Raw genomic sequence first — 20,005 nt, forward strand, 5'->3', positions numbered from 1 at the left:
CGCTTTCCCTGCGGGTCGACAGCGTCGGCACCCGATCCCCCAGGAGATGACCCGGCATGACCACATCGTCCGAAACTCCTGTCCTGGACACCCTCGCCGCGATGACTCTCGACTCGATCGAGCGCTGCGGGCTGCCCACCGACATGCTCCTCCTCACCCGCATCGCCGCGCTCGTGGCCATGGACGCGCCACCGATGTCCTACCTCGCCCACCTCGGTCCCGCCATGGAGTCCGACGTGACCGCCGACCAGGTCCAGGACGTCCTGGTGGCCATCGCCCCCGTGGTGGGCACCGCCCGCGTGATGTCGGCCGCCGGCCACATCACCGAGGCCCTCGGCTTCGCCATCGCCGTGGCCGAGATCGACGCCGGTTCCCAGGGCTGACCCCAATCCGACGGTACGAATCGAGGCATCCATGTCCGCACCCACCGGCACCGTGCACGCCGGCCACAGCGGCTCCTCCGGCTTCGCGGGCGGCCTGACCGCCTTCGCGGCCGTGATGCTCCTGCTCGCGGGCGCGCTGAGCATCTTCCGAGGGATCATGGCGATCGCCGAGGACGACGTCTTCGTGCAGACCCCCAACTACGTCTTCAAGTTCGACCTGACCAGTTGGGGCTGGATCCACCTGATCCTCGGCGTGATCGCGATCTGCATCGGCCTCGGCCTGTTCCGGGCCTCGCTCTGGGCCCGGATCCTCGGTGTGGCCCTGGCAGCACTGCTCATCATCGCCAACTTCCTCTCCGTCCCGTACTACCCGGTCTGGTCCATCACCGTGATCGCCATCAGTGCCTTCGTCATCTGGGGCCTCTGCGCGGTCCACCGCGACCACGGCGGGCCGGTCGTCTGAACAGGGCGACCGCAGGATGACCCCGGAGCGGCCGTCCGGGCGGCCGGGGTCGGAAGGCCGGAGCAGGCCGGAGGAGGTGAGGAGGATGGCACCCCCTTCGGCCGTGCCCCGGCGCGCCCGGCTGTCGGCCCGGCTGGCCGTGGTCTGTGCCCTCGGCGCGCTGGTGGTGCTGGTCGCCGGGGGCGGCCCCGACGGCGTGCTCCTGCTGGTCACCGCGGTGGTCGGTTCGGCGCTCACCGCGGCCGGCATCTGGTGGGCCGTGTCCCACCACGGGGCCGTCCGGGTGTGCGGTCTCCTGCTGATGGTGGGCGCACCCGCGGCCCTCGTCGTGCTCTACGCCCGGGCGGGCCTGTGGCCGGAGGCGCTGGCCGCGATCGTGCTGTGGGCCGCCGCCGCGGCGAGCGCGCGGTCCGCCGTGCGTCTGGTGCGCCGGCCCGACGGTATGCGCGCGGTCGCCGGACCGCGCCCCCGCCACCCGTTCCTGATCATGAATCCGAAGTCGGGCGGCGGCAAGGTCGGCCGGTTCGGGCTGGTCGAGAAGGCCGAGGCGCTGGGCGCCCGGGTGGTCCTCCTGGACACCTCGGTGCCGGTCGACGTCGCCGCGCTGGCCCGCCGGGCGGTGGCGGAGGGGGCGGACCTGCTCGGAGTGGCGGGCGGCGACGGCACCCAGGCCAGGGTGGCCGAGGTCGCCGCCGAACACGGCCTGCCGTTCCTGGTCGTCTCGGCCGGGACGCGGAACCACTTCGCGATGGACCTCGGCCTGGACCGCACCGACCCGGCCCGCTGCCTCGACGCGCTGACCGACGGGGAGGAACTGCGCGTCGACCTGGGGACGGTGGGCGGCCGCGCCTTCGTCAACACGGCCTCGTTCGGCGTCTACGCGGAGATCGTGCAGCGCCCCGAGTACCGCGACGCCAAGGCGGGCGCGGCCCTGGACGCGCTGCCCGACCTGCTGCTCGGCTTCGCCGGTCACCGCGTCGACGCCCGCACCGAGAGCGGGCGGCTGGACGCCCAGCAGGCGCTCCTGGTCAGCAACAACCCCTACGCGGGCACCGAACCGGTCACCGGCGGCCGGCGGCCACGACTGGACCTCGGCGTGCTCGGTGTCGTCGGGATCCGGGTGACCAACGCGGCCCAGGCGGCCGAGGTCGCGCTCCGCAGCGGCAGGGCGGCGGGACTGCGGGTGCTGACCTGCCACCGGGTCGTCGTCGAGTCGGACGCGGACCTCCTCCCGGTCGCCGTCGACGGGGAGGCGCTGCTCCTGCCCGCCCCCGTCGTCTGCGGCATCCGCCCGGGCGCGCTGCGGGTCCTGGTACCGCGCCACCGCCCCGGCCCGCCGCCCGCCCGGCCCGCGCCGAACTGGCGCGAGATCCTCGCCCTCGCCTTCGCCCGGCCCCGACCGCCCGAGCCGGAGCCCGGACCGGGGCCGGGACCGGGACCCGAGGTCCGGGGCGGCTGACGCGGCCGGCCCGAGGTGGCACCGGCCGCCGGGGGCGCGCAGGCTGGAGGGAGGAGGTGCCCCTCCGGACGCCGCGACCGGCGACGCTCCCTCGGCACCGCACCGCCGGACGGGAGAGATCCGTGAAGGACCTCAAGTTCGAACAGAAGCGTTCGCTGACCCGTCTCGAAGCCGCCGGTCTGCTCACCGCACTCGCGGCCGCGCTGAAGCACGGCGGCAACGCCGAGCTCGAACTCGGCCCCGGGACGCTCACCCTGCGCATCCCCGACGAGCTGCGGAGCGAGGTCGAGGTGGAGGTCGGTGACGGCGAGATCGAAATCGAGATCGAGCTCAAGTGGCCGACCGCGCAGAACCGGCCGGCGCCCTCGCAGCCGGCCGCCGGGAGCGACGCCGGCTGACGCGCGGCCCCTCCCGGCGTCCCGCCCGAACCGCCGGGTCGTCGGGCCGGTATGTCAAGCCGCCGGGACCCCGGACAGCCGGGACCTCCGGACGCCGGGAGATCAGGCCGCGCCGTGGGACGCCTTCGGCGCGCCCGGCTGGGTCACCGGGATCCGCCGGGTGAAGTACAGCGCGAGAAGCGCGGCGAACGCCAGGACGGCCAGCGCGGCGCGGAGGCCGTCCAGCCGCGCCGCCTCGTTCGCGTCCAACGCCGCCCGGGTGGCCTCGGAGGTGGCGCCCGTGTCGGCGAGGACGGTCGTGAGCTGGGCATCCGACAGGAAGGGCACGCCGCTCTCCAGATTCACCACCGCCTGGCTCCGGACGTCGGCCGGGAAGGCCGGATTCTGCTCGATGTGGGCGACGAACGACGACGTGAGCGCGCCGATCAGGATCGACCCGGCCAGGGCCGTGCCGATCGAGGCCCCCAGGTTGGTGACGGCGTTCTGGACGCCGCCGACCTCCGCGCTCTGCTCGTCCGGCACGGCGGACACGGTGACCGACCCGAGCTGGGACGCCAGCGCCCCCATGCCGAGCCCGATCAGCAGGAGCGGCACGGTCACGATCTCCGCACCCGCATCGGCATCGAGCGCGGCCAGCAGCGCCACCGCTCCCGCGAAGAGCGCGAGGACCCCGAGCCGCACCACCCGCCGCGGCGAGACGTCCGGGAGCAGCCGCGGGATCAGGATCGCGGCGGCCAGCAGGGTCAGCGACAGCGGCAGGATGCGGGCGCCGGTCTTCAGCGCGGACAGGCCGAGGGCGACCGACAGGTAGAGCGGGACGACGAAGAACACGCCCATCTGGACGAGGTACTGGAAGAAGAACATCGTCAGACCGCCGGTGAGCTGCCGGTTGCGCAGCAGGGCCGGATCCACCAGCGGCTCCGCGCCCCGCTCCACCAGGCGGGCCTCCCAGGACAGGAAGAGCCGGATCAGGAGCAGGCCGGCGAGCATCAGCCAGACGACGAGGGAGATCCCGAGCCACGCGGGCGCGTCGGGCTTCGGCAGGAACCAGCCCCACGTGCTCGACCGGAGCACGCCGTAGACGAAGACGCCCAGGCCGAGGGCGGAGAGCGCGGCGCCGACCAGGTCGATCCGCTCACGCCCGGCGGTGGGCGCGTCCGCGATGCGGCGGGCGAGCACGAGGATGCCGACCACGATGACGACCTCCCCGGCGAAAACCCAGCGCCAGGAGAAGTACGTCGTGGCGAGGCCGCCGATGAGCGGCCCGACGGCGATTGCCGCGGCCCCGGCCGCCGCGACGAGCCCGTAGGCGGCGGGGCGGCGTTCGACGCCGAAGTTGCCGGCGACCAGCGCCACGATCGCGGGCAGGATGAGCGCCGCCCCGACCCCTTCGAGGAAGGACCAGCCGAGCAGGAGCACCGGCAGGTTCGGGGCGACGGCGGTCGTCAGGGAGCCACAGCCGTAGATGACGCTGCCGATCAGGAACGCCCGCTTGCGGCCGATGAGCGCGCCGACCTTGCCCCCGGGGATCATGAACATCGCCATCACCAGCGTGTAGGCCGTGATGGCGCCCTGGATCCCGCTCACCGTCGTGCCGACGTCCTCGGCGACCGTGGCGATCGAGACGTTCATGACCGAACTGTCGAGCGCCATCAGGAACTGTCCGGCCGCGAGCGTCAGCAGCACGGTCCCGGCCTTCGACGACTTCTGGGACGTCCCTGCGCCCGCTGCCCTGGATGCCATGCGGGTCATGGTCGCAGCGGCCCGGGGCAGCCGCCGCCCGACCCGCACGGATGTCAGCCGGTCGGCGGCGCCGCACGGGCCGCGCCCGGCGGCCGTCCCACCGCGCCGGACGTCGCGCGGTCGCACCCGGCGTCGCGCCGGAGGTCACGCTCCGTCAGGCGGCGGGCGGGCCCCCGGCCGGGTGGACGGGGTCGCCGTCGGCCCTGGCGGGAGCCGGAAGAACAGTGGAGCGGAGCTGAGCCCGGGGAGCCGTACCTCAGGACGTGTGGGACGGTCCCCGACGTACCCCCGATGCGGTTAGGCTAACCTTACCTCACCGCTTCGCAAGCCCGTCCGACAGCCGCCGCGCTCCGCCCCAGGGAGAAGGTCCATGCCACCCACCACCAGCCGTGTCCCCAGACCGCGCCGCACCGGCCGGGACACCGGCAAGTCGGCCGCCACGACGGTGGGGTGACCGATGACCTCGATATCCACCGACGAGTTCGCCGGCCGGACCGCCCTGGTCACCGGCGCCGCCCAGGGCATCGGAGCCGCCGTCGCCCGCATGCTCGCCGACCGCGGGGCCCGGGTCGTCGCGAGCGACCGCTCCCCGTCCGACCCCTCGGTGCACCGGCTCGACGTCACCGACGCGGACGCGGTCGAGAAGCTGGTGGACCTTGCGGAGCAGGAGCACGGACCGCTCGACATCCTGGTCAACGTCGCGGGCGTGCTGCACGCCGGCCCCGCACTGGGCATCAGCGACGAGGACTGGCAGCACACCTTCGCCGTCAACACCACCGGGGTGTTCCACACCTGCCGGTCCGTCGGCCGCCGGATGGCCGACCGCGGCCGGGGCAGCATCGTCACCGTCGGGTCCAACGCCGCCGGCGTGCCCCGGATGAACATGGCGGCGTACGCGGCCTCCAAGGCGGCCACCACGATGTTCATGCGCTGCCTGGGCCTGGAGCTCGCCGGCTCCGGCGTGCGCTGCAACCTCGTCTCGCCCGGCTCGACCGACACCCCGATGCAGCGGGCGCTGTGGACCGACGACGAGAGCGAGCGCCGGGTCATCGAAGGCGACCTCGCCAGCTACCGGGCCGGGATCCCGCTCCGCCGGATCGCGACGCCCGAGGACATCGCCGAGGCGGTCCTCTTCCTCGCCGGGGACCGCGCGCGGCACGTCACGATGCACGACCTCTACGTCGACGGCGGCGCCACGCTGCGGGCCTGACCCCGAACCGGGCGATCCCGGAATCGCCCGCCCCCTTCGAGTCCCACCACCCGGTGCCCCCGGCACCGGCAGAACGGAGCACCATGACCACGGCTTCCGAAGCCCGGTCCCCTGTCGCGACCCCGGTGGACGGCAGTGAGCTTCTGGCCTCCTACCGGCCGGGTGCCGACCGGGCCTTCCTCGCCGGCCCCACCCGGACCCTGCTCGCCGAAGGCGTGCACCGGCCCGTACCCGACCCCGCCGAGGCCGGCCGGCTGCTGGCGGCGGCCCGGGCCGAGGGCCGCGACCCGCTGGTCGTCGGGGCGATCCCCTTCTCACCCGGACGGCCCGCCCAACTGTTCATCCCCGAGCAGGTGCACCGCGCCGCCCCGATACGCGCCGGCCTCACCGCCGCCCCCGGGCCGGCCCGGACCGCGGAGAGCGCGTGGACCCGGCGCCCCGTCCCCGCGCCCGAGGGCTACCGGGACGCGGTCGCCCGCGCCGTGCGGCTCATGAACGCGGACCCCGACCTCGCCAAGGTCGTCCTCGCCCGCACCCTGGAACTCACCACCCCCGGCGGCACCGACATCCCCGCCATGGTCGGCCGGCTGCTCGACCGCGACCCGAACGGCTACACCTTCGCCGTACCGGCCGGCGGGACCGCCACCCTGGTCGGGGCCAGCCCCGAACTGCTGCTCTCCCGCCGGGGCCGGCACGTCGTGTCGAACCCGCTCGCCGGGTCCGCCGCCCGCAGCACCGACCCGGTGGAGGACCGGCGCCGCGCCGAGGAGCTCGCCCGCTCCCCCAAGGACCTCGCCGAGCACGCCTTCGTGGTCGACGCCGTCCGGCGCGCGCTCGCACCCCACTGCGACGACCTCGTCGTCCCCGAGCGGCCGTCCCTGATCCGCACCGCGGCCATGTGGCACCTGTCCACCACCGTCACCGGGACGCTGCGCGACCCCTCCACCAGCGCCCTGGACCTCGCGCTGGCCCTGCACCCCACCCCGGCCGTGTGCGGCACCCCGACCGACCGGGCCCGGGACCTGATCGGCACACTGGAACCCTTCGACCGCGGCCTCTACACGGGCGTGGTCGGCTGGGGCGACGCCTCGGGCGACGGCGAATGGGTCGTCACCCTGCGCTGCGCCGAGGCGGACGGCGACCTGCTGCGGCTGTTCGCCGGTGCCGGGGTCGTCGCCGCGTCCGTCCCGGAACACGAACTGGCCGAGACGGCCGCGAAGTTCCGGACCTTCCTGCACGCCGTCGGACTGGAGAACGCCGAATGAGCCTCTACCCCCAGGACGCCGCCGACCGCTACCGGGCGGCCGGGTACTGGACCGGTGAGACGCTGGACACCGTGATCGGCCGGCACGCCGCCGCGACCCCGGACCGGATCGCCGTCACCGACGGCGACCGGCACTGGAGCTACGCCGAACTGGACGCGCGCGCCGGCCGGATCGCCGCCGGGATGCTCGCCCGCGGGCTTCGCAAGGGCGACCGGGTGGTCCTCCAGCTCCCCAACGTGGCCGAGTTCTTCGAGGTGTTCTTCGGCGCGATGCGGGCCGGCGTGGTCCCGGTAATGGCCCTCCCGGCGCACCGCCGGGCCGAGATCTCGTACTTCTGCGAGTTCGCCGAGGCCAAGGCCCTCTTCGTCGCCGACCGCCACGAGGGCTTCGACCACCGCGAACTGGCCGCCGAGGTGTGCGCGGCGGTGCCCGGTCTCGGGGAGGTCTTCGTCGTCGGCGATCCCGGACGGTTCACCCCGCTCGCCGAGCTGCGCGCCGACGCCCCGACCGCGCCGGCCGACCCGCCGCACGCCGGCGACCTCGCCTTCCTCCAGCTGTCCGGCGGCAGCACCGGGCTGCCCAAGCTGATCCCCCGCAGCCACGACGACTACCTGTACAGCGTGCGCGAGTCGGCCGTCATCTGCGAGCTGTCACCCGCCACGGTGTACCTCTGCGCGCTGCCCGCCGCCCACAACTTCCCGCTCAGCTCGCCGGGCACGCTCGGCACGTTCCACGCCGGCGGCCGCGTCGTGCTGGCGCCCGAGCCGAGCCCGGGCACCGCGCTCGCCCTGATCGCCCGCGAGGGCGTCACGATCACCGGTGTGGTGCCCCCGCTGGCCCTCGCCTGGGCGCAGGCCGCCCCGGGCAGCGGCCACGACCTGTCCAGCCTCGAACTCATCCAGGTCGGCGGCGCCAAGCTCAGCGAGCAGGCCGCCCGCCGGCTGGGCCCGGCGCTCGGCTGCCGGCTCCAGCAGGTCTTCGGGATGGCCGAGGGCCTGGTCAACTACACCCGCCCCGAGGACACCGAGGAGACCCTCCTCACCACCCAGGGCCGCCCGATCTCGCCCGACGACGAGATCCGGATCGTCGACGACGAGGACGTCGACGTGCCCGAGGGGACGACGGGCCACCTGCTGACCCGCGGCCCGTACACCATCCGCGGCTACTGGCGGGCGCCCGAGCACAACGCACGGTCCTTCACCGCCGACGGCTTCTACCGCACCGGGGACCTCGTCCGCCGCACTCCCACCGGCCACCTGGTCGTCGAGGGCCGGGCCAAGGACCAGATCAACCGGGGCGGCGAGAAGGTCGCCGCCGAGGAGGTCGAGAACGTCCTGCTCGCCCACCCCGCGGTCCACGACGTGTCGGTCGTCGCCGTCCCGGACGAGTACCTGGGCGAGCGCAGCTGCGCGTACGTGATCCTGCGGCCCGAGGCCGAGCGGCCCCGCGCGCTCGACCTCAAGAGCTTCGTCCGCGCGGCCGGGCTCGCCGGCTACAAGGTGCCGGACCGCGTCGAGTTCGTCGACGCCTTCCCCAGCACCGGCGTCGGCAAGGTCAGCAAGAAGGACCTCCGCACCACCTCCCGCTAGCCCAGAAAGGCGCTCCTCGAATGGCACTGCCTGCCATCGCCCCCTACGAACTGCCCGGCCCCGCGGACCTCCCGCCCCGCAAGGTGCCGTGGCAGGTCGACCCGGCGCGGGCCGCCGTCCTCGTCCACGACCTGCAGAACTACTTCCTCGGCGCGTTCCCCGCCGAGGGCCCCCCGCTGGCCCCCGCCCTGGCCAACACGGCCCGGATCCTGGAGTGGGCCCGCACGCTGGGCATGCCGGTGATCTACTCCCACCAGCGCGGCGGCCAGACCCCCGAGGAGCGCGGCCTCCAGCTGGACTTCTGGGGCCCGGGGCTGCCGGCCGACGAGCAGGCGCAGGGCGTGCCGGCCGTCGTCGCGCCCGCCGGGCAGGACGTCATGCTGCTCAAGTGGAAGTACAGCGCGTTCGCCCGCACCGAGCTGGCCGGCCTGCTGGAGAAGTCCGGCCGCGACCAGCTGGTGATCGTCGGCGTCTACGCCCACATCGGCGTCATGATGACCGCCGCCGACGCATGGAGCCGTGACGTCCAGGCCTTCGTGGTGGGCGACGCCGTCGCCGACTTCTCCGCCGAGAAGCACACCGAAGCCCTGCGCTGGGCCGCCGAGAAGTGCGCCGTCGTGCTGAGCACCGCCGACCTTCTGGAGGAGAAGTGACCACCACCGGCGAGCGGCTGCACACCGAGAAGGTGACGCTGCGGTACGGCGACCGGGCGATCGCCACCGACCTGTCGGTGGCGGTGCCCGACAACTCGTTCACGGTGATCGTCGGCCCCAACGCGTGCGGCAAGTCCACCCTGCTGCGGGCGTTCGCCCGGCTGCTCAAGCCCGCCTCCGGGCGGGTGCTCCTGGACGGCGAGCAGATCGGGGCCCTGCCGGCCAAGGAGCTGGCCCGCCGGCTCGGCCTGCTGCCGCAGAGCTCCACCGCGCCCGACGGCATCACCGTCGCCGACCTGGTGGCCCGCGGCCGCTACCCCCACCAGGGGCTGTTCCGGCAGTGGTCGAAGGAGGACGAGCGGATCGTCGCCGAGTCCATGGCGGCGACCAACGTGGACACCCTCGCCGACCGCTTCGTCGACGAGCTCTCCGGCGGCCAGCGCCAGCGCGTCTGGCTCGCCATGGCCATCGCCCAGCAGACCCCGCTGCTGCTGCTCGACGAGCCGACCACGTTCCTGGACATCGCCCACCAGGTCGAGGTGCTCGACCTGTGCGCGCGCCTGCACCAGGAGCAGGGCCGCACCCTGGTCGCGGTCCTCCACGACCTCAACCAGGCCACCCGGTACGCCACGCACCTGATCGCCATGCGCGACGGCGCGGTGGTCGCCGAGGGCGTGCCCGCCGAGATCGTCACCGCCGAGCTGGTCGAGCAGGTCTTCGACCTGCCCTGCCAGATCATCGAGGACCCGCAGACCGGCACCCCGCTGGTCGTCCCGCTGGCCCCCGTACGCCGCGGTACGGCCCGGTGACAGCGACGCTGCGCCCGTCCGCGGTCCTGCGGGCGGTCCGCGCCGCGGGCACGGACGCGCCGGCGCTCTACGCGCTCTCCGTCCCGTTCATGCGCTCCGGGGCGCTGCGCGAGCGCACGCCGGACGCCTACCGGCGGGCCGGCGACACCTTCCTGATGGTCCGCGCCGAGGACGGGGCGGCGCCCGGCCGGCTCGACGCGTGCGTCGCGCTGCGCGCGCTGGCGCCCGAGGCCGGCCGGCCGTCGACCGGGCTGCTGCACAACCTCTGTGTGCGGACCGGCCGTCAGGGCGCGGGCCTCGGCTCGCTCCTGGTGACGGCCGTCCTCGCCGAGGCCCGCCGCCGGGGCCTGCGCGCCCTGGTGACCGCCACCACCGGCGGCGGCGAGCTGTTCCTGCGCCACGGCTTCCGGGAGATCACCGCAGCGGCGGCCCCCGCCGAGTGGGCGGCCGGCCTCGACCCGGCCCGCCACTCCCGGGTCTTCACCCGGGAGATCTGAGCCCGGCACCCCGACGACGGCGGGCCCGGTGGACCACTCCACCGGGCCCGCCGCGTTTGTCCGGACCACCGCGGGCGAGGTCGCGAACGGCACACGATCAAGCTGCCGGTCTGGCATCGTGAGGAGGATCCTCCCCCGGCCGAGCGGCACGTCCGCGCGGTCCGCAAGGTGATCGACCACCACGAGGAGCTGCTGTGACCTCCCTCTTCACCGCCGAACCCGGCTTCGTCCCCGGGCTGCTGGCCGACGCCGCGAGCGCCGGCATCGGGAAGTTCGTCGTCGGTGCGGTGATCACCGACGGGGACGGCCGGGTGCTGCTGCTGCGGCGCAGGCCCGAGGACTTCCTCGGCGGCCTGTGGGAGCTGCCCGGCGGCGGTGTGGAGCCGGGCGAGGAGCTGGGGCGGGCGCTGGAGCGGGAGGTCCTGGAGGAGACCGGCCTCGACGTGGCCGAGGTCACCGGCTACGCCGGAGCCTTCGACTACTCCTCCGGCGGCGGAGTGACGACCCGCCAGTTCACCTTCGCCGTCACCGTCGGGAAGCACGAGCCGGTCGTCCTCACCGAGCACGACGACTGGACCTGGGCGGACCGGGGCGCGCTGCCCGAGGTGAGCGACGAGACGCGGGCCTTGCTCGGCGGCTGAGTTCATGACGAACGGCCCGCTCCCCGACGCGGTCGGGGAGCGGGCCGTTCACGTTCCGGCCGGGGTCAGCCGCGCTTGGCGCGCCACTGGCCGAGGATCAGCCAGACCAGGTAGCAGCCGCCCACGACGCCGGTCAGGACGCCGACCGGGAGCTGGGTGGGCGCCAGCAGGCGCTGGGCCGCGAGGTCGCTGACGGCCAGGAGCAGGGCCCCGAGGAGGGTGGAGCCGAGCAGGTTGGGCCCGGTGGCCCGGGTGAGGCGGCGGACGGCCTGCGGGGCGATCAGGGCGACGAACGGGATCGGGCCGGCGGCGGCGGTGGCCGCGGCGGTCAGACCGACGCCGATCAGCACGAGCCAGACCCGGGCGCCCTCGGTCCGGACGCCGAGCGAGGAGGCCGCGTCGTCGCCCATCTCCAGCATCCGCAGCGGGCGCCCGAGCAGGACGGCGGCGGGCAGCAGCAGGGCGAGCGCGACGGCCATCGGCCCGCAGTGCTCCCAGCCGCGCGCGTTGAGGCTGCCGGTGAGCCAGACCGCGGCGCTCTGGGCGTCGCTGAAGGAGGCCCGGGCGATCAGGTAGGCGTTGAGCGAGGAGAGCAGCGAGCTGACGCCGATGCCGACGAGGACCAGGCGGTAGCCCTGGGTGCCGCCGCGCCGGGCCAGCAGGTAGACCGCGACGGAGGTGAGCATGCCGCCCACCACGGCGCCGCCGGCGACGGTCGCGGCGCTGCCGCCGATCACCAGGATCACCGCGAGGGCGCCGGTGGCGGAGCCGACGGTGAAGCCGATGACGTCGGGGCTGCCGAGGGGGTTGCGGGCGAGCGTCTGGAAGAGGGCGCCCGCGAGGCCCAGGGCCGCGCCGACCAGCAGCGCGGTGAGCAGCCGGGGCAGCCGCACCTCCATCACGATGTAGCGGTCGGCACGCCGTCCGCCGCCGGTGAGCACGTCGACCACGTCGGAGACGGGCAGCGGGTAGTCACCGGCGGTCAGCGACCAGACGACCACGCCGCAGAGCGCGGCGAGGATCAGCAGGCCGACGACGGTGGCGCGGGCGTGCCAGCGCAGCGAGAGGCCGCCGGGCAGCCGGACGGCGTGGAGCGGGACGGCGGGCCGCCCGGCCCCCGGCGGCCGGGTGGTCCGGCTCTTCTCGGGCGCGGCGGTCTGCTCGACCGTGGTGGGGCTGTTCACAGTTGGGCGATCCTCCGGCCGCGTACCAGGGCGATGAAGAGCGGGGCCCCGATGAAGGCGGTGACGACGCCGACCTGGAGTTCGGCGGGGTGCAGGGCGAGCCGGCCGATGATGTCCGAGGCGAGCAGCAGTACCGGGGCGAGGACGGCCGACAGCAGCATGATCCAGCGCTGGTCCGGCCCGCAGATGTGGCGGGCGAGGTGCGGGACGGCGAGGCCGATGAAGGCGATCGGGCCGACCGCGGCGGTCGCGGCCCCGCACAGCAGGGTGATCGCGAGCAGGCTGAGCATGCGGGTGCGGGTGGGGTTGGCGCCGAGTGCGTGCCCGGCGTCGTCGCCGAGCGCCAGGGCGTTCAGCGGCCGACCGAGGAAGAGGGCGAGCACCGCGCCGGCCGCGAGGAAGGGGACGACCTGGCCGAGCACCGTGGAGTCGACGCCCGCGAGGGTGCCGACCTGCCAGAACCGGAAGCGGTTGAGGGTGAGCGGGTCGAGCAGGATCAGGCCGTTGACGAAGGCGGTGAGCACCGCCGTGACGGCGGTGCCTGCGAGGGCGAGCCGGGCCGGGGTGGCCGAGGCGCGTCCTCCGCCGCCGAGGATCTGCACGACGAGGGCGGCGACCGCCGCCCCGGCGAGGGCGAACCAGACGAAGGACCCGAAGGAGCGCAGGTCGAACAGGGCGGTGCCGGCGGCGACGGCGGCTGCGGCGCCGCCGTTGATGCCGAGCAGGCCGGGGTCGGCGAGCGGGTTGCGGGTGAGCGCCTGCATCATGGCCCCGGCGATGCCGAGGGCGGCGCCGACGGCGATGCCCAGCAGCGTCCGGGGGATGCGGGAGTGGTGGACCACGATCCAGTCCTCGGAGGTGGGCTCGTGGTGCAGCAGGACGTGCAGGACCTGGCCGGGGGCCACCGAGCGGGCGCCGACGGCGATGCCGGCGAGGGCGAGGAGCGCGAGCAGCAGGAGCGCCCCGAACAGCCAGGCGGTGCGGCGCGCGGTGCCGGCCCGGCCGCGCGGCGCGGAGGCCGTTCGGGTCGGGGCCGGCTTGTCGAGTGTGTCGGTGCTCATGCGTGCGGCTGGTGGTCGTCCTCGTGGTGGTCGTGGTTGGCCACCCCGCGCTTCCAGTAGCCGTCCACGTCGACCTGGTTCTTGGTCAGGCCGCACTCGTTGCGCAGGTAGCGGCGGATCGGCTTGAGGGTGTTGGCCTCGCCGGCGACCCAGGCGAAGCCCATGCCCTCGGGCAGCCGGGCGGCGCGGATGGCCTGCTCCAGCAGGTCGGTGCTGCCGGACCGGGCGTCACCGCGGTGCACCCAGGTGACGGTGGCGTCGGTGTCGGTGGTCAGGAGCTGCTCGTGCTCGGGGCCGGGGACCTCGGCGAAGGCGAGGACCTTGACGCCGGCGGGGAGCATCTCCAGCCAGCGGGCGAGCGCGGGCAGCGCGGTCTCGTCGGCGCCGAGGAGGTACCAGTCGTGGACGAAGGGGATCTCCTCCGAACCGCGGGGGCCGAACACGCCGAGCCTCATGCCGGGTTCGGCGGCGGCGGCCCAGCTGGAACCGACGCCGGTCCCGTGCAGGACCATGTCGATGTCCAGCTCCTTGGCCTCGCGGCGGTAGGAGCGGATGGTGTAGTCGCGGGTCAGCGGCTCGGACATGCCCTCGGGGGCGTCCATCCAGGTGTCGTTCTCGACGATCGGCTCGACCGGGAGGTCGTCGCCCTCGAAGGCGAAGCAGAGCTTCACGTGGTCGGTGGGGGCCTGCTCGCAGAAGCCGTCGAGTGCGTCGCCGGCGAAGGTGACCCGCACGGTGCCCGGCGTGACCCGGACGACCTGCTTGACCTCCAGCAGGCGGTACTTGAGCGGATGGCGGACGATCCGCATGCGCGGCGGTGCCGTGTCGGTGTTCATCGGTCAGCCCATTCCGTCGAGGTGTCTGCAGGCCCGGACAGGCCCGTGCCGCCGTTCCGGGGGGAGCCGGGACGGCGGCACGGGGCGATCATTTGATTAGGTTAGCCTAACCTCGAACTCCGAGACCAGTCGGGGTACCGGATTCGACGCTCCCACCTGCCGTTTCGTCACCCGTCAGGCGACCACCGTCCAACCGGACCACCCGGGGCAGTCGGGCGATGGTGGCCGGCCGGTGGGCGATCACCACCAGGGTGCAGTCGGAGCGCAGTTCGTCGAGCGCGTGCTCCAGGCGGGCGGCGGTCACCGGGTCGATGTCCGCGGTCGCCTCGTCGAGGACCAGGACCGCCGGGTCCGCCAGGACCGCCCGGACCACACCCAGGATCTGGCGCTCCCCCGCCGAGAGGTTGCCGCCGCGCTGGCCCACCTCGGCGTCCAGGCCGCCGGGCAGGTCCTCCAGCCACTCCCGCAGGCCCAGTTCGTCCACGGTCCGCTCGATGCGCGCCCGGTCGGGCTCGCCCTGGACCAGGGCGAGGTTGTCGGCGATGGTGCCGGAGACCAGGCGGACCTCCTGCGGCACCAGGACGATCCGGCGGCGCAGCTGCTCCTCCGGGATGTCGGTGAGGTCGGTGCCGGCGAAGGTCACCGAGCCGCCGTCGGGCCGGTAGAGGCCGCAGAGCAGCTTGGAGAGCGTGGTCTTGCCGGAGCCGGTCTCACCGACGACGCCGGTGCGGCTGCCCTGCGGGAAGTCCAGCGTCAGGCCGTGGAGGTCCAGGCCCTCGGCGCGGTAGCCGAACTCGACGGCGGTGCAGCGCAGGTCGCCGCGGGTGGCCAGGCCCTCCGCCCGGGCGGGGCGGCGGTCCGGGGTGGTGGCGGCCAGCAGGTCCAGCAGCCGGGCGAGGCCGGTGCGGGCGGTCTGCACCTCGCCGACGAGCTGGGAGATGTCGGCGAAGGAGTCGAACAGGTTGCGGCTGGCGACGACGAAGACCACCACGGTGACGACGCTCGCGGTGTCCCGGGTGACCATCCAGCCGCCGACCATCAGCAGCACCACGAGGGCGACGCCCTCGATCAGGCTGACCAGGTCGATCCGGTTCTCCACCCGCAGGGCGCGGCGGGCGGCGTGCACCGCGTGCCGGTTCTCGCGGTCGAAGCGCTTCGTCCAGCCCGCCAGGCCGCGGGAGGTCTGGAGGGCCTCCCGGGCGGTCAGCGTCTCGGAGAAGGTGGCGGCGACCGTCGCCTCGGCGGTCGCCTTGCCGCCGAACGCGGAGGCGGCGTCGCGCTGGAACCAGCGGGTCACCAGCAGGGTCAGCGGCAGGAACACGGCGATCTGGACGAGCAGCAGCAGCCACGAGTAGCTCGCCAGCAGCACCAGGGTGAAGGCCAGGGTGGCCACCGAGGAGACCAGGTTGCGCAGGTGCATGCGGACGAACGCGGCGAGCGCGGCGACCTCGCCGGTGGCCCGGCGCAGGAGTTCCCCGCTGCGGTGGGTCTCCAGGAAGCGCAGGGGGGCGGTGGCCAGGTTCTCCACCGCCTGCTCGCGCAGGGTGCGGACGACGTCCTCGCCGCCCTTGATCAGCAGCAGTTCGCCGACCCGGGCCAGTACCAGCTGGGCGAGGCCGAGCCCGGCCAGCAGGGCGACGGCGAGGCCGAGGCCGCCGCGGTCGCGGTCGAGCAGGGCGCGGGCAGCCAGGCCGATGAGCGGGGCGACGGCGACCAGCGCGGCGGAGTCCGCCAGGCCGACGCCGAGGGCGATGCCGAGGCGGCCGCGGTGCGGGCGCAGGTAGGGCCAGGCGCGGCGGAGCACCGCGCGCTCGTCGGCCTCGTCCTTGAGCAGGGGCTGTTCAGCCACGAGCCACCTCCATGGCGTCCGGGGTGGTCACGGCGGCGGGGCCTTCCGGGGCGGCGCCGTCCTCGTCCGGGGCGCTGCCGCGCGGGGACTCCAGGGTCACGACGCGGTCGGCGGTGTCCAGGACGGCGGTGCGGTGGGTGGCGAACAGGACGGTGCGGTCCTGGCCGGCCCAGGTGCGCAGCCGGTCGAGGACGATCTTCTCGGTGGTGGTATCCAGCGCCGACGTGGAGTCGTCCAGCAGCAGGACGGCGGGGTCGCCGAGCAGGGCGCGGGCGATGGCCAGGCGCTGGACCTGGCCGCCGGACAGGGCGGTGCCGCCCTCGCCGAGTTCGGTCTCGTAGCCGTCGGGCATGGCGGTCAGCTGGTCGTGGATGCCGGCGGTGCGGCACGCCTCGTACAGGGTCTCCGGGTCGATGTCGCGGCCGAGCCGCAGGTTGTCGGCGACGGTGCCGGAGAGCAGCACCGGCCGCTGGGCGACGTAGGAGATGCGCTCGCGGACCTGGTCGAGGCGGGCCTCGCGCAGGGCGGTGCCGCCGTAGGCGACGGTGCCGCCGTCGGGGTCGTCGAGGCGGACGGCGAGGCGCAGCAGCGTGCTCTTGCCGGATCCGGTGGCCCCGGAGACGGCGACGAACTCGCCGTGCCGGACGGTGAGGTCGACCGGCCCGAGGACGGTGCGGCCGTCCCGGACGGCGGTGACGCCGGTGAACGCCAGGGTGCCGTGCGCCGGCAGGTCGAGGGCCTTCCCGGCGGGCGGCTCGGCGACGACGGGGCGGATGGAGAGGGCCTCGTCGATGCGGGCGGCGGCGACGTCGGCCTGGCCGCGCTCCAGGAGGCGGTCGACCAGGACGCGGGTGGCGAGGGTGACGATGGCCATCCAACTGGTGAAGGCGGTGAGTCCGCCGATGGTCAGCCGGCCGTCGAGGACGGCGAGTCCGCCGAAGCCGACGCCGGCGGCGACGGCGAGGCGGGGGACGAACGGCCCGACGGCCGCCCAGCTGGCCTCGATGCGGGCGGCGATGACCGTCCGTTCGGTGACCTCGGCGCTGGCGCCGTGGTGCCGGTGGACCAGCGGGCGGTGACCGCCGGTGCCGCGCAGGCCGGTGCCGATCTGGAGCAGGTCGGCGACGGCGTCGGCGCGGTCGCCGTGGGCCTTGGCGAGCTCGCCGCTGGCCGCGGCGAAGCGGCGCGGGAAGTGCAGGTTGACCCAGACCAGGAAGGGCAGGGTGCCGAGGGTGACCAGCAGCAGGCTGAGGTCGAGCGCCGCGATGAGGGGCAGCACGGTGAGGAAGGTGACACCGAGGACGACCCAGACGGCCAGGCCGTGCACCCACTCGCGGACGAGGTCGGTGTCGCGGGTGGCGCGCATGGCGAGGTCGCCGTGGCCGCGCGAGGCGAGGGCGGCCCGGTCCAGGCCGGAGAGGTGGTGCAGGAGGCGGGCGCGCAGGTCGGCGCCGACCTTGGCGTCGGCGTAGCCGGCCCAGTACTGCCAGCCGTAGAGGCCGGCGAACTGGACGAGGGCGGCGAGCGCGGTGGCGCCGGCCCAGCTCATCAGGGCGCCGCTGTCGTGCTTCTCCAGGCCCTCGTCGAGCGCCTTCTGGACGCACCAGGGCACGGCGAGCAGGGCGAGCTGGCGGATCGCCGCGGCGGTCATGGCGGCGGCCACCGTGACCCGGTGGGGCTTCAGGGAGCCCCGGAGCAGGGCCCGGGCCCGGCGGCGGCGTTCGGCCGAGAGGGCACCGGGCTCCAGTTCCTCGTCGGCGAGTTGCTCGGCGGTCAGGCCGTCGGACGGGCCGGCGGCGGGTTCTGGCTGATGGGTGCTCACGCGATGGCCATCCGTCGGGTGTCTGCGGGGGGAACGGGACGGGAGGGGACGGCACGCGGCCGTCCCCTCCCGGGGCGGTCAGGAGGCCGCGGCCTCGGTCCGGGCTATCAGGCTCGCCGGACGCAGGTCCGTCCAGTTGGCGTCGATGTACTCGGTGCACGCCTGGCGGGTGTCCTCGCCGTGGACGGTGGTCCAGCCGGCCGGGACCTCGGCGAACGCGGGCCACAGGGAGTGCTGGTTCTCCTCGTTGACGAGCACGAGGTAGCGGGCGTCGTCGTCCTCGAAGGGGTTGGTGGCGCTCATCTGGTTCTCCTAGTGAGTCGTGGGAAGGGGAAGGGACGGTCAGCCGGAGCAGGCGGTACCGTCACCCGGTTCCGCTCCGAGGGCGTCGTGGACCAGCCGGTCCACCAGGAAGTCGGCCAGGGCCGCGACGGTCGGCCTGGCGAGCAGGTCGGCCAGACCGATGTGACCCTCGAACTCGGCACGCAGCCGCTGGAGCAGCGACATCGCGAGCAGAGAGTGGCCGCCGAGGTCGAAGAAGTTCTCGTCGATGCCGAGCGCGGGCATGCCGAGCACCTGTGCGAACGCCGTGTGCACCGCCTTCTCGCTCGGGTACCGGGGTTCGCGCTGCGATCCCGACGACGTGTAGTCCTCGGCACCGGGCTCCGGCAGGGCCTTGCGGTCGAGCTTGCCGTTGACGGTCAGCGGCAGCGCGTCGAGGACGACGAACGCCGACGGCACCATGTACTCGGGCAGCCGGGACGCCAGCATACGCCGGATCTCGGTGGCCTCGATAAGGGTACCCTCACCTGGCACCAGGTAGGCGGCGAGGCGCTTCACGCCGGGGGTGTCCTCACGGACCACCACCGCCGCCTGGGCGACGTCCTCGTGGGCCGCGAGGGCGTCCTCGATCTCACCGGGCTCGACCCGGTATCCGCGGATCTTCACCTGGTCGTCCGCCCGGCCCAGGAAGTCCAGCAGGCCGTCGGCCCGCCAGCGCACCACGTCACCGGTGCGGTACATCCGCCCGCCCGGCTCGCCGAACGGGTCCGCGACGAACCGCTCCGCCGTCAGACCGGGGCGCTTCAGGTAGCCGCGGGCCAGGCCCACGCCGGAGACGTACAGCTCACCCGGCACACCGACCGGGACGGGCCGCAGGTGGCCGTCCAGGACGTGCGCGACGGTGTTCCAGATCGGCCGGCCCACCGTGGCGGTCGCGGAGTCGAGCGTGCCGCCGCCCAGGGTGTTGATGGTGTACTCGGTCGGACCGTACAGGTTGTAGCCCATCACGCCGGGGGTGTCGCGCAGCTTCGACCACAGGGTCTCGGCCACCGCCTCGCCGCCCAGCAGGACCAGCACCGGGCGGTGCCGCCCCTCGTCCAGGAGTCCCCGGTCGACGAGCGCCTGGGCGTACGACGGCGTCACGTTGATGACGTCCACCGCGTGCTCGGCGCAGTAGGCCGCGAGGGCCTCGGCGTCGCGGCGCAGGGCCTCGTCCAGGACGTGCACCTCGTGGCCCTCGACCAGCCAGAGCAGCTCCTCCCACGACATGTCGAAGGAGAACGACACCGTGTGGGCGATCCGCAGACGCCGGCCGCCGGCCGAGGCCACCACCGGGTCGAAGATCTCCTGCCGGTGGTTCAACTGCATGTTGGTCAGACCCCGGTACGGCGTCACGACACCCTTCGGACGCCCGGTGGAACCCGAGGTGAAGATCACGTACGCGGCGGAGTCCATGTCGACGGTGAGGCCGAGCGGGGTCGCCGGAAGGGCGGCGAGCTCGGCCTCGGTCTCCGGGGAGTCCAGCAGCAGGCGCTCGACACCGGGAGCCTCGGGCATCCGGTCCACGGCGGCGGAGCTGGTCACCAGGCAGACCGGGGCGGTGTCCTCGACCATGAAGGCCAGCCGGTCCACCGGGTAGTCCAGCTCCAGCGGCAGGTACGCCGCACCGCTGCGCAGCACCGCGAACAGCGACGCCACCATCTCCAGCGAACGCGGCAGACCCAGCGCCACCACCCGCTCCGGACCGGCACCCCGCGCCACGAACAACCGCGCCAGCCGGTTCACCCGCGCGTCCAGCTCCGCGTACGTCCACGAGGACGCACCGAACACCAGCGCCACCTCGTCCGGCACCGACACCGCA

General features: G+C 74.4%; 19 protein-coding genes. 11 read left to right on the forward strand and 8 right to left on the reverse strand.

The window, feature by feature from the left end:
* Positions 1-56 precede the first annotated feature (56 nt).
* The 4 genes from PUR61_RS29170 to PUR61_RS29185 all read left to right on the forward strand — a co-directional run bounded on the left by PUR61_RS29170 (position 57) and on the right by PUR61_RS29185 (position 2,703).
* The gene (locus tag PUR61_RS29170) at positions 57-383 is read left to right on the forward strand and encodes a carboxymuconolactone decarboxylase family protein (protein WP_329882472.1); all 327 of its coding nucleotides are present in this window, start codon (positions 57-59) and stop codon (positions 381-383) included.
* A 31-nt stretch (positions 384-414) separates the two neighbouring features.
* Complete coding sequence (locus tag PUR61_RS29175) at positions 415-846, forward strand: DUF7144 family membrane protein (RefSeq protein ID WP_329882473.1); 432 nt, start codon at positions 415-417, stop codon at positions 844-846.
* Between the two features lie 85 nt (positions 847-931).
* Positions 932-2,305, forward strand: a complete 1,374-nt coding sequence (locus PUR61_RS29180; protein WP_329882474.1) for a diacylglycerol/lipid kinase family protein — start codon at positions 932-934, stop codon at positions 2,303-2,305.
* 122 nt (positions 2,306-2,427) lie between these two features.
* Complete coding sequence (locus PUR61_RS29185) at positions 2,428-2,703, forward strand: amphi-Trp domain-containing protein (protein WP_329882475.1); 276 nt, start codon at positions 2,428-2,430, stop codon at positions 2,701-2,703.
* A gap of 102 nt (positions 2,704-2,805) precedes the next feature.
* On the opposite strand, the gene PUR61_RS29190 is transcribed toward PUR61_RS29185, so the two are convergent.
* Complete coding sequence (locus tag PUR61_RS29190) at positions 2,806-4,446, reverse strand: MFS transporter (protein WP_329882476.1); 1,641 nt, start codon at positions 4,444-4,446, stop codon at positions 2,806-2,808.
* A 457-nt stretch (positions 4,447-4,903) separates the two neighbouring features.
* Between PUR61_RS29190 and dhbA the strand changes: the two genes are divergently transcribed.
* The 7 genes from dhbA (at position 4,904) to PUR61_RS29225 (ending at position 11,110) form a co-directional block, all read left to right on the forward strand.
* Positions 4,904-5,656 carry a 2,3-dihydro-2,3-dihydroxybenzoate dehydrogenase gene (dhbA, locus tag PUR61_RS29195; protein WP_329882477.1) on the forward strand — a complete coding sequence of 251 codons (753 nt, stop codon included), beginning with the start codon at positions 4,904-4,906 and terminating at the stop codon, positions 5,654-5,656.
* Positions 5,657-5,739: 83 nt separating this feature from the next.
* Positions 5,740-6,921, forward strand: a complete 1,182-nt coding sequence (locus PUR61_RS29200) for an isochorismate synthase (protein ID WP_329882478.1) — start codon at positions 5,740-5,742, stop codon at positions 6,919-6,921.
* Positions 6,918-8,510, forward strand: a complete 1,593-nt coding sequence (locus PUR61_RS29205) for a (2,3-dihydroxybenzoyl)adenylate synthase (RefSeq protein ID WP_329882479.1) — start codon at positions 6,918-6,920, stop codon at positions 8,508-8,510. The genes PUR61_RS29200 and PUR61_RS29205 overlap by 4 nt, the downstream gene beginning before the upstream one ends.
* Positions 8,511-8,530: 20 nt before the next feature.
* Positions 8,531-9,163: an isochorismatase family protein gene (locus tag PUR61_RS29210; RefSeq protein WP_329882480.1), complete on the forward strand. Its 633-nt coding sequence runs from the start codon at positions 8,531-8,533 to the stop codon at positions 9,161-9,163.
* Entirely contained in the window at positions 9,160-9,972 is an 813-nt protein-coding gene (locus PUR61_RS29215) for an ABC transporter ATP-binding protein (RefSeq protein ID WP_329882481.1), read from the forward strand. Before PUR61_RS29210 ends, PUR61_RS29215 begins: the two co-directional genes overlap by 4 nt.
* Positions 9,969-10,469: a GNAT family N-acetyltransferase gene (locus tag PUR61_RS29220; protein WP_329882482.1), complete on the forward strand. Its 501-nt coding sequence runs from the start codon at positions 9,969-9,971 to the stop codon at positions 10,467-10,469. The genes PUR61_RS29215 and PUR61_RS29220 overlap by 4 nt, the downstream gene beginning before the upstream one ends.
* A gap of 194 nt (positions 10,470-10,663) precedes the next feature.
* Entirely contained in the window at positions 10,664-11,110 is a 447-nt protein-coding gene (locus tag PUR61_RS29225; RefSeq protein WP_329882483.1) for an NUDIX hydrolase, read from the forward strand.
* Between the two features lie 65 nt (positions 11,111-11,175).
* Here the strand turns inward: PUR61_RS29225 and PUR61_RS29230 are convergent, their stop codons facing one another.
* From PUR61_RS29230 to PUR61_RS29260, 7 genes are all read right to left on the reverse strand, one after another.
* Entirely contained in the window at positions 11,176-12,294 is a 1,119-nt protein-coding gene (locus tag PUR61_RS29230; RefSeq protein WP_329882484.1) for a FecCD family ABC transporter permease, read from the reverse strand.
* Positions 12,291-13,355: a FecCD family ABC transporter permease gene (locus PUR61_RS29235; RefSeq protein WP_329882485.1), complete on the reverse strand. Its 1,065-nt coding sequence runs from the start codon at positions 13,353-13,355 to the stop codon at positions 12,291-12,293. Before PUR61_RS29235 ends, PUR61_RS29230 begins: the two co-directional genes overlap by 4 nt.
* Complete coding sequence (locus PUR61_RS29240) at positions 13,352-14,191, reverse strand: siderophore-interacting protein (RefSeq protein ID WP_329882486.1); 840 nt, start codon at positions 14,189-14,191, stop codon at positions 13,352-13,354. The genes PUR61_RS29235 and PUR61_RS29240 overlap by 4 nt, the downstream gene beginning before the upstream one ends.
* 106 nt (positions 14,192-14,297) lie before the next feature.
* Positions 14,298-16,040 (reverse strand): ABC transporter ATP-binding protein, encoded by a 1,743-nt coding sequence (locus PUR61_RS29245; protein ID WP_329882488.1) that lies wholly within the window; start codon positions 16,038-16,040, stop codon positions 14,298-14,300.
* Complete coding sequence (locus tag PUR61_RS29250; protein WP_329882489.1) at positions 16,033-17,862, reverse strand: ABC transporter ATP-binding protein; 1,830 nt, start codon at positions 17,860-17,862, stop codon at positions 16,033-16,035. The genes PUR61_RS29245 and PUR61_RS29250 overlap by 8 nt, the downstream gene beginning before the upstream one ends.
* A 78-nt stretch (positions 17,863-17,940) precedes the next feature.
* Positions 17,941-18,165 carry an MbtH family protein gene (locus PUR61_RS29255; RefSeq protein WP_329882490.1) on the reverse strand — a complete coding sequence of 75 codons (225 nt, stop codon included), beginning with the start codon at positions 18,163-18,165 and terminating at the stop codon, positions 17,941-17,943.
* A gap of 39 nt (positions 18,166-18,204) precedes the next feature.
* Positions 18,205-20,005 (reverse strand): non-ribosomal peptide synthetase (locus PUR61_RS29260; protein ID WP_329882491.1); only part of this gene is annotated, 1,801 nt, incomplete at its 5' end.

The organism is Streptomyces sp. BE20 (assembly GCF_036322525.1).
Taxonomy (GTDB): Bacteria; Actinomycetota; Actinomycetes; order Streptomycetales; family Streptomycetaceae; genus Kitasatospora.

Coding starts and splice junctions, on each gene's coding strand:
- PUR61_RS29210 (WP_329882480.1), top strand. CDS start 8,531: ATGGCACTGCCTGCCATCGCCCCCTACGAACTGCCCGGCCCCGCGGAC.
- PUR61_RS29170 (WP_329882472.1), top strand. CDS start 57: ATGACCACATCGTCCGAAACTCCTGTCCTGGACACCCTCGCCGCGATG.
- dhbA (WP_329882477.1), top strand. CDS start 4,904: ATGACCTCGATATCCACCGACGAGTTCGCCGGCCGGACCGCCCTGGTC.
- PUR61_RS29255 (WP_329882490.1), bottom strand. CDS start 18,165: ATGAGCGCCACCAACCCCTTCGAGGACGACGACGCCCGCTACCTCGTG.
- PUR61_RS29190 (WP_329882476.1), bottom strand. CDS start 4,446: ATGGCATCCAGGGCAGCGGGCGCAGGGACGTCCCAGAAGTCGTCGAAG.
- PUR61_RS29235 (WP_329882485.1), bottom strand. CDS start 13,355: ATGAGCACCGACACACTCGACAAGCCGGCCCCGACCCGAACGGCCTCC.
- PUR61_RS29200 (WP_329882478.1), top strand. CDS start 5,740: ATGACCACGGCTTCCGAAGCCCGGTCCCCTGTCGCGACCCCGGTGGAC.
- PUR61_RS29180 (WP_329882474.1), top strand. CDS start 932: ATGGCACCCCCTTCGGCCGTGCCCCGGCGCGCCCGGCTGTCGGCCCGG.
- PUR61_RS29240 (WP_329882486.1), bottom strand. CDS start 14,191: ATGAACACCGACACGGCACCGCCGCGCATGCGGATCGTCCGCCATCCG.
- PUR61_RS29205 (WP_329882479.1), top strand. CDS start 6,918: ATGAGCCTCTACCCCCAGGACGCCGCCGACCGCTACCGGGCGGCCGGG.
- PUR61_RS29175 (WP_329882473.1), top strand. CDS start 415: ATGTCCGCACCCACCGGCACCGTGCACGCCGGCCACAGCGGCTCCTCC.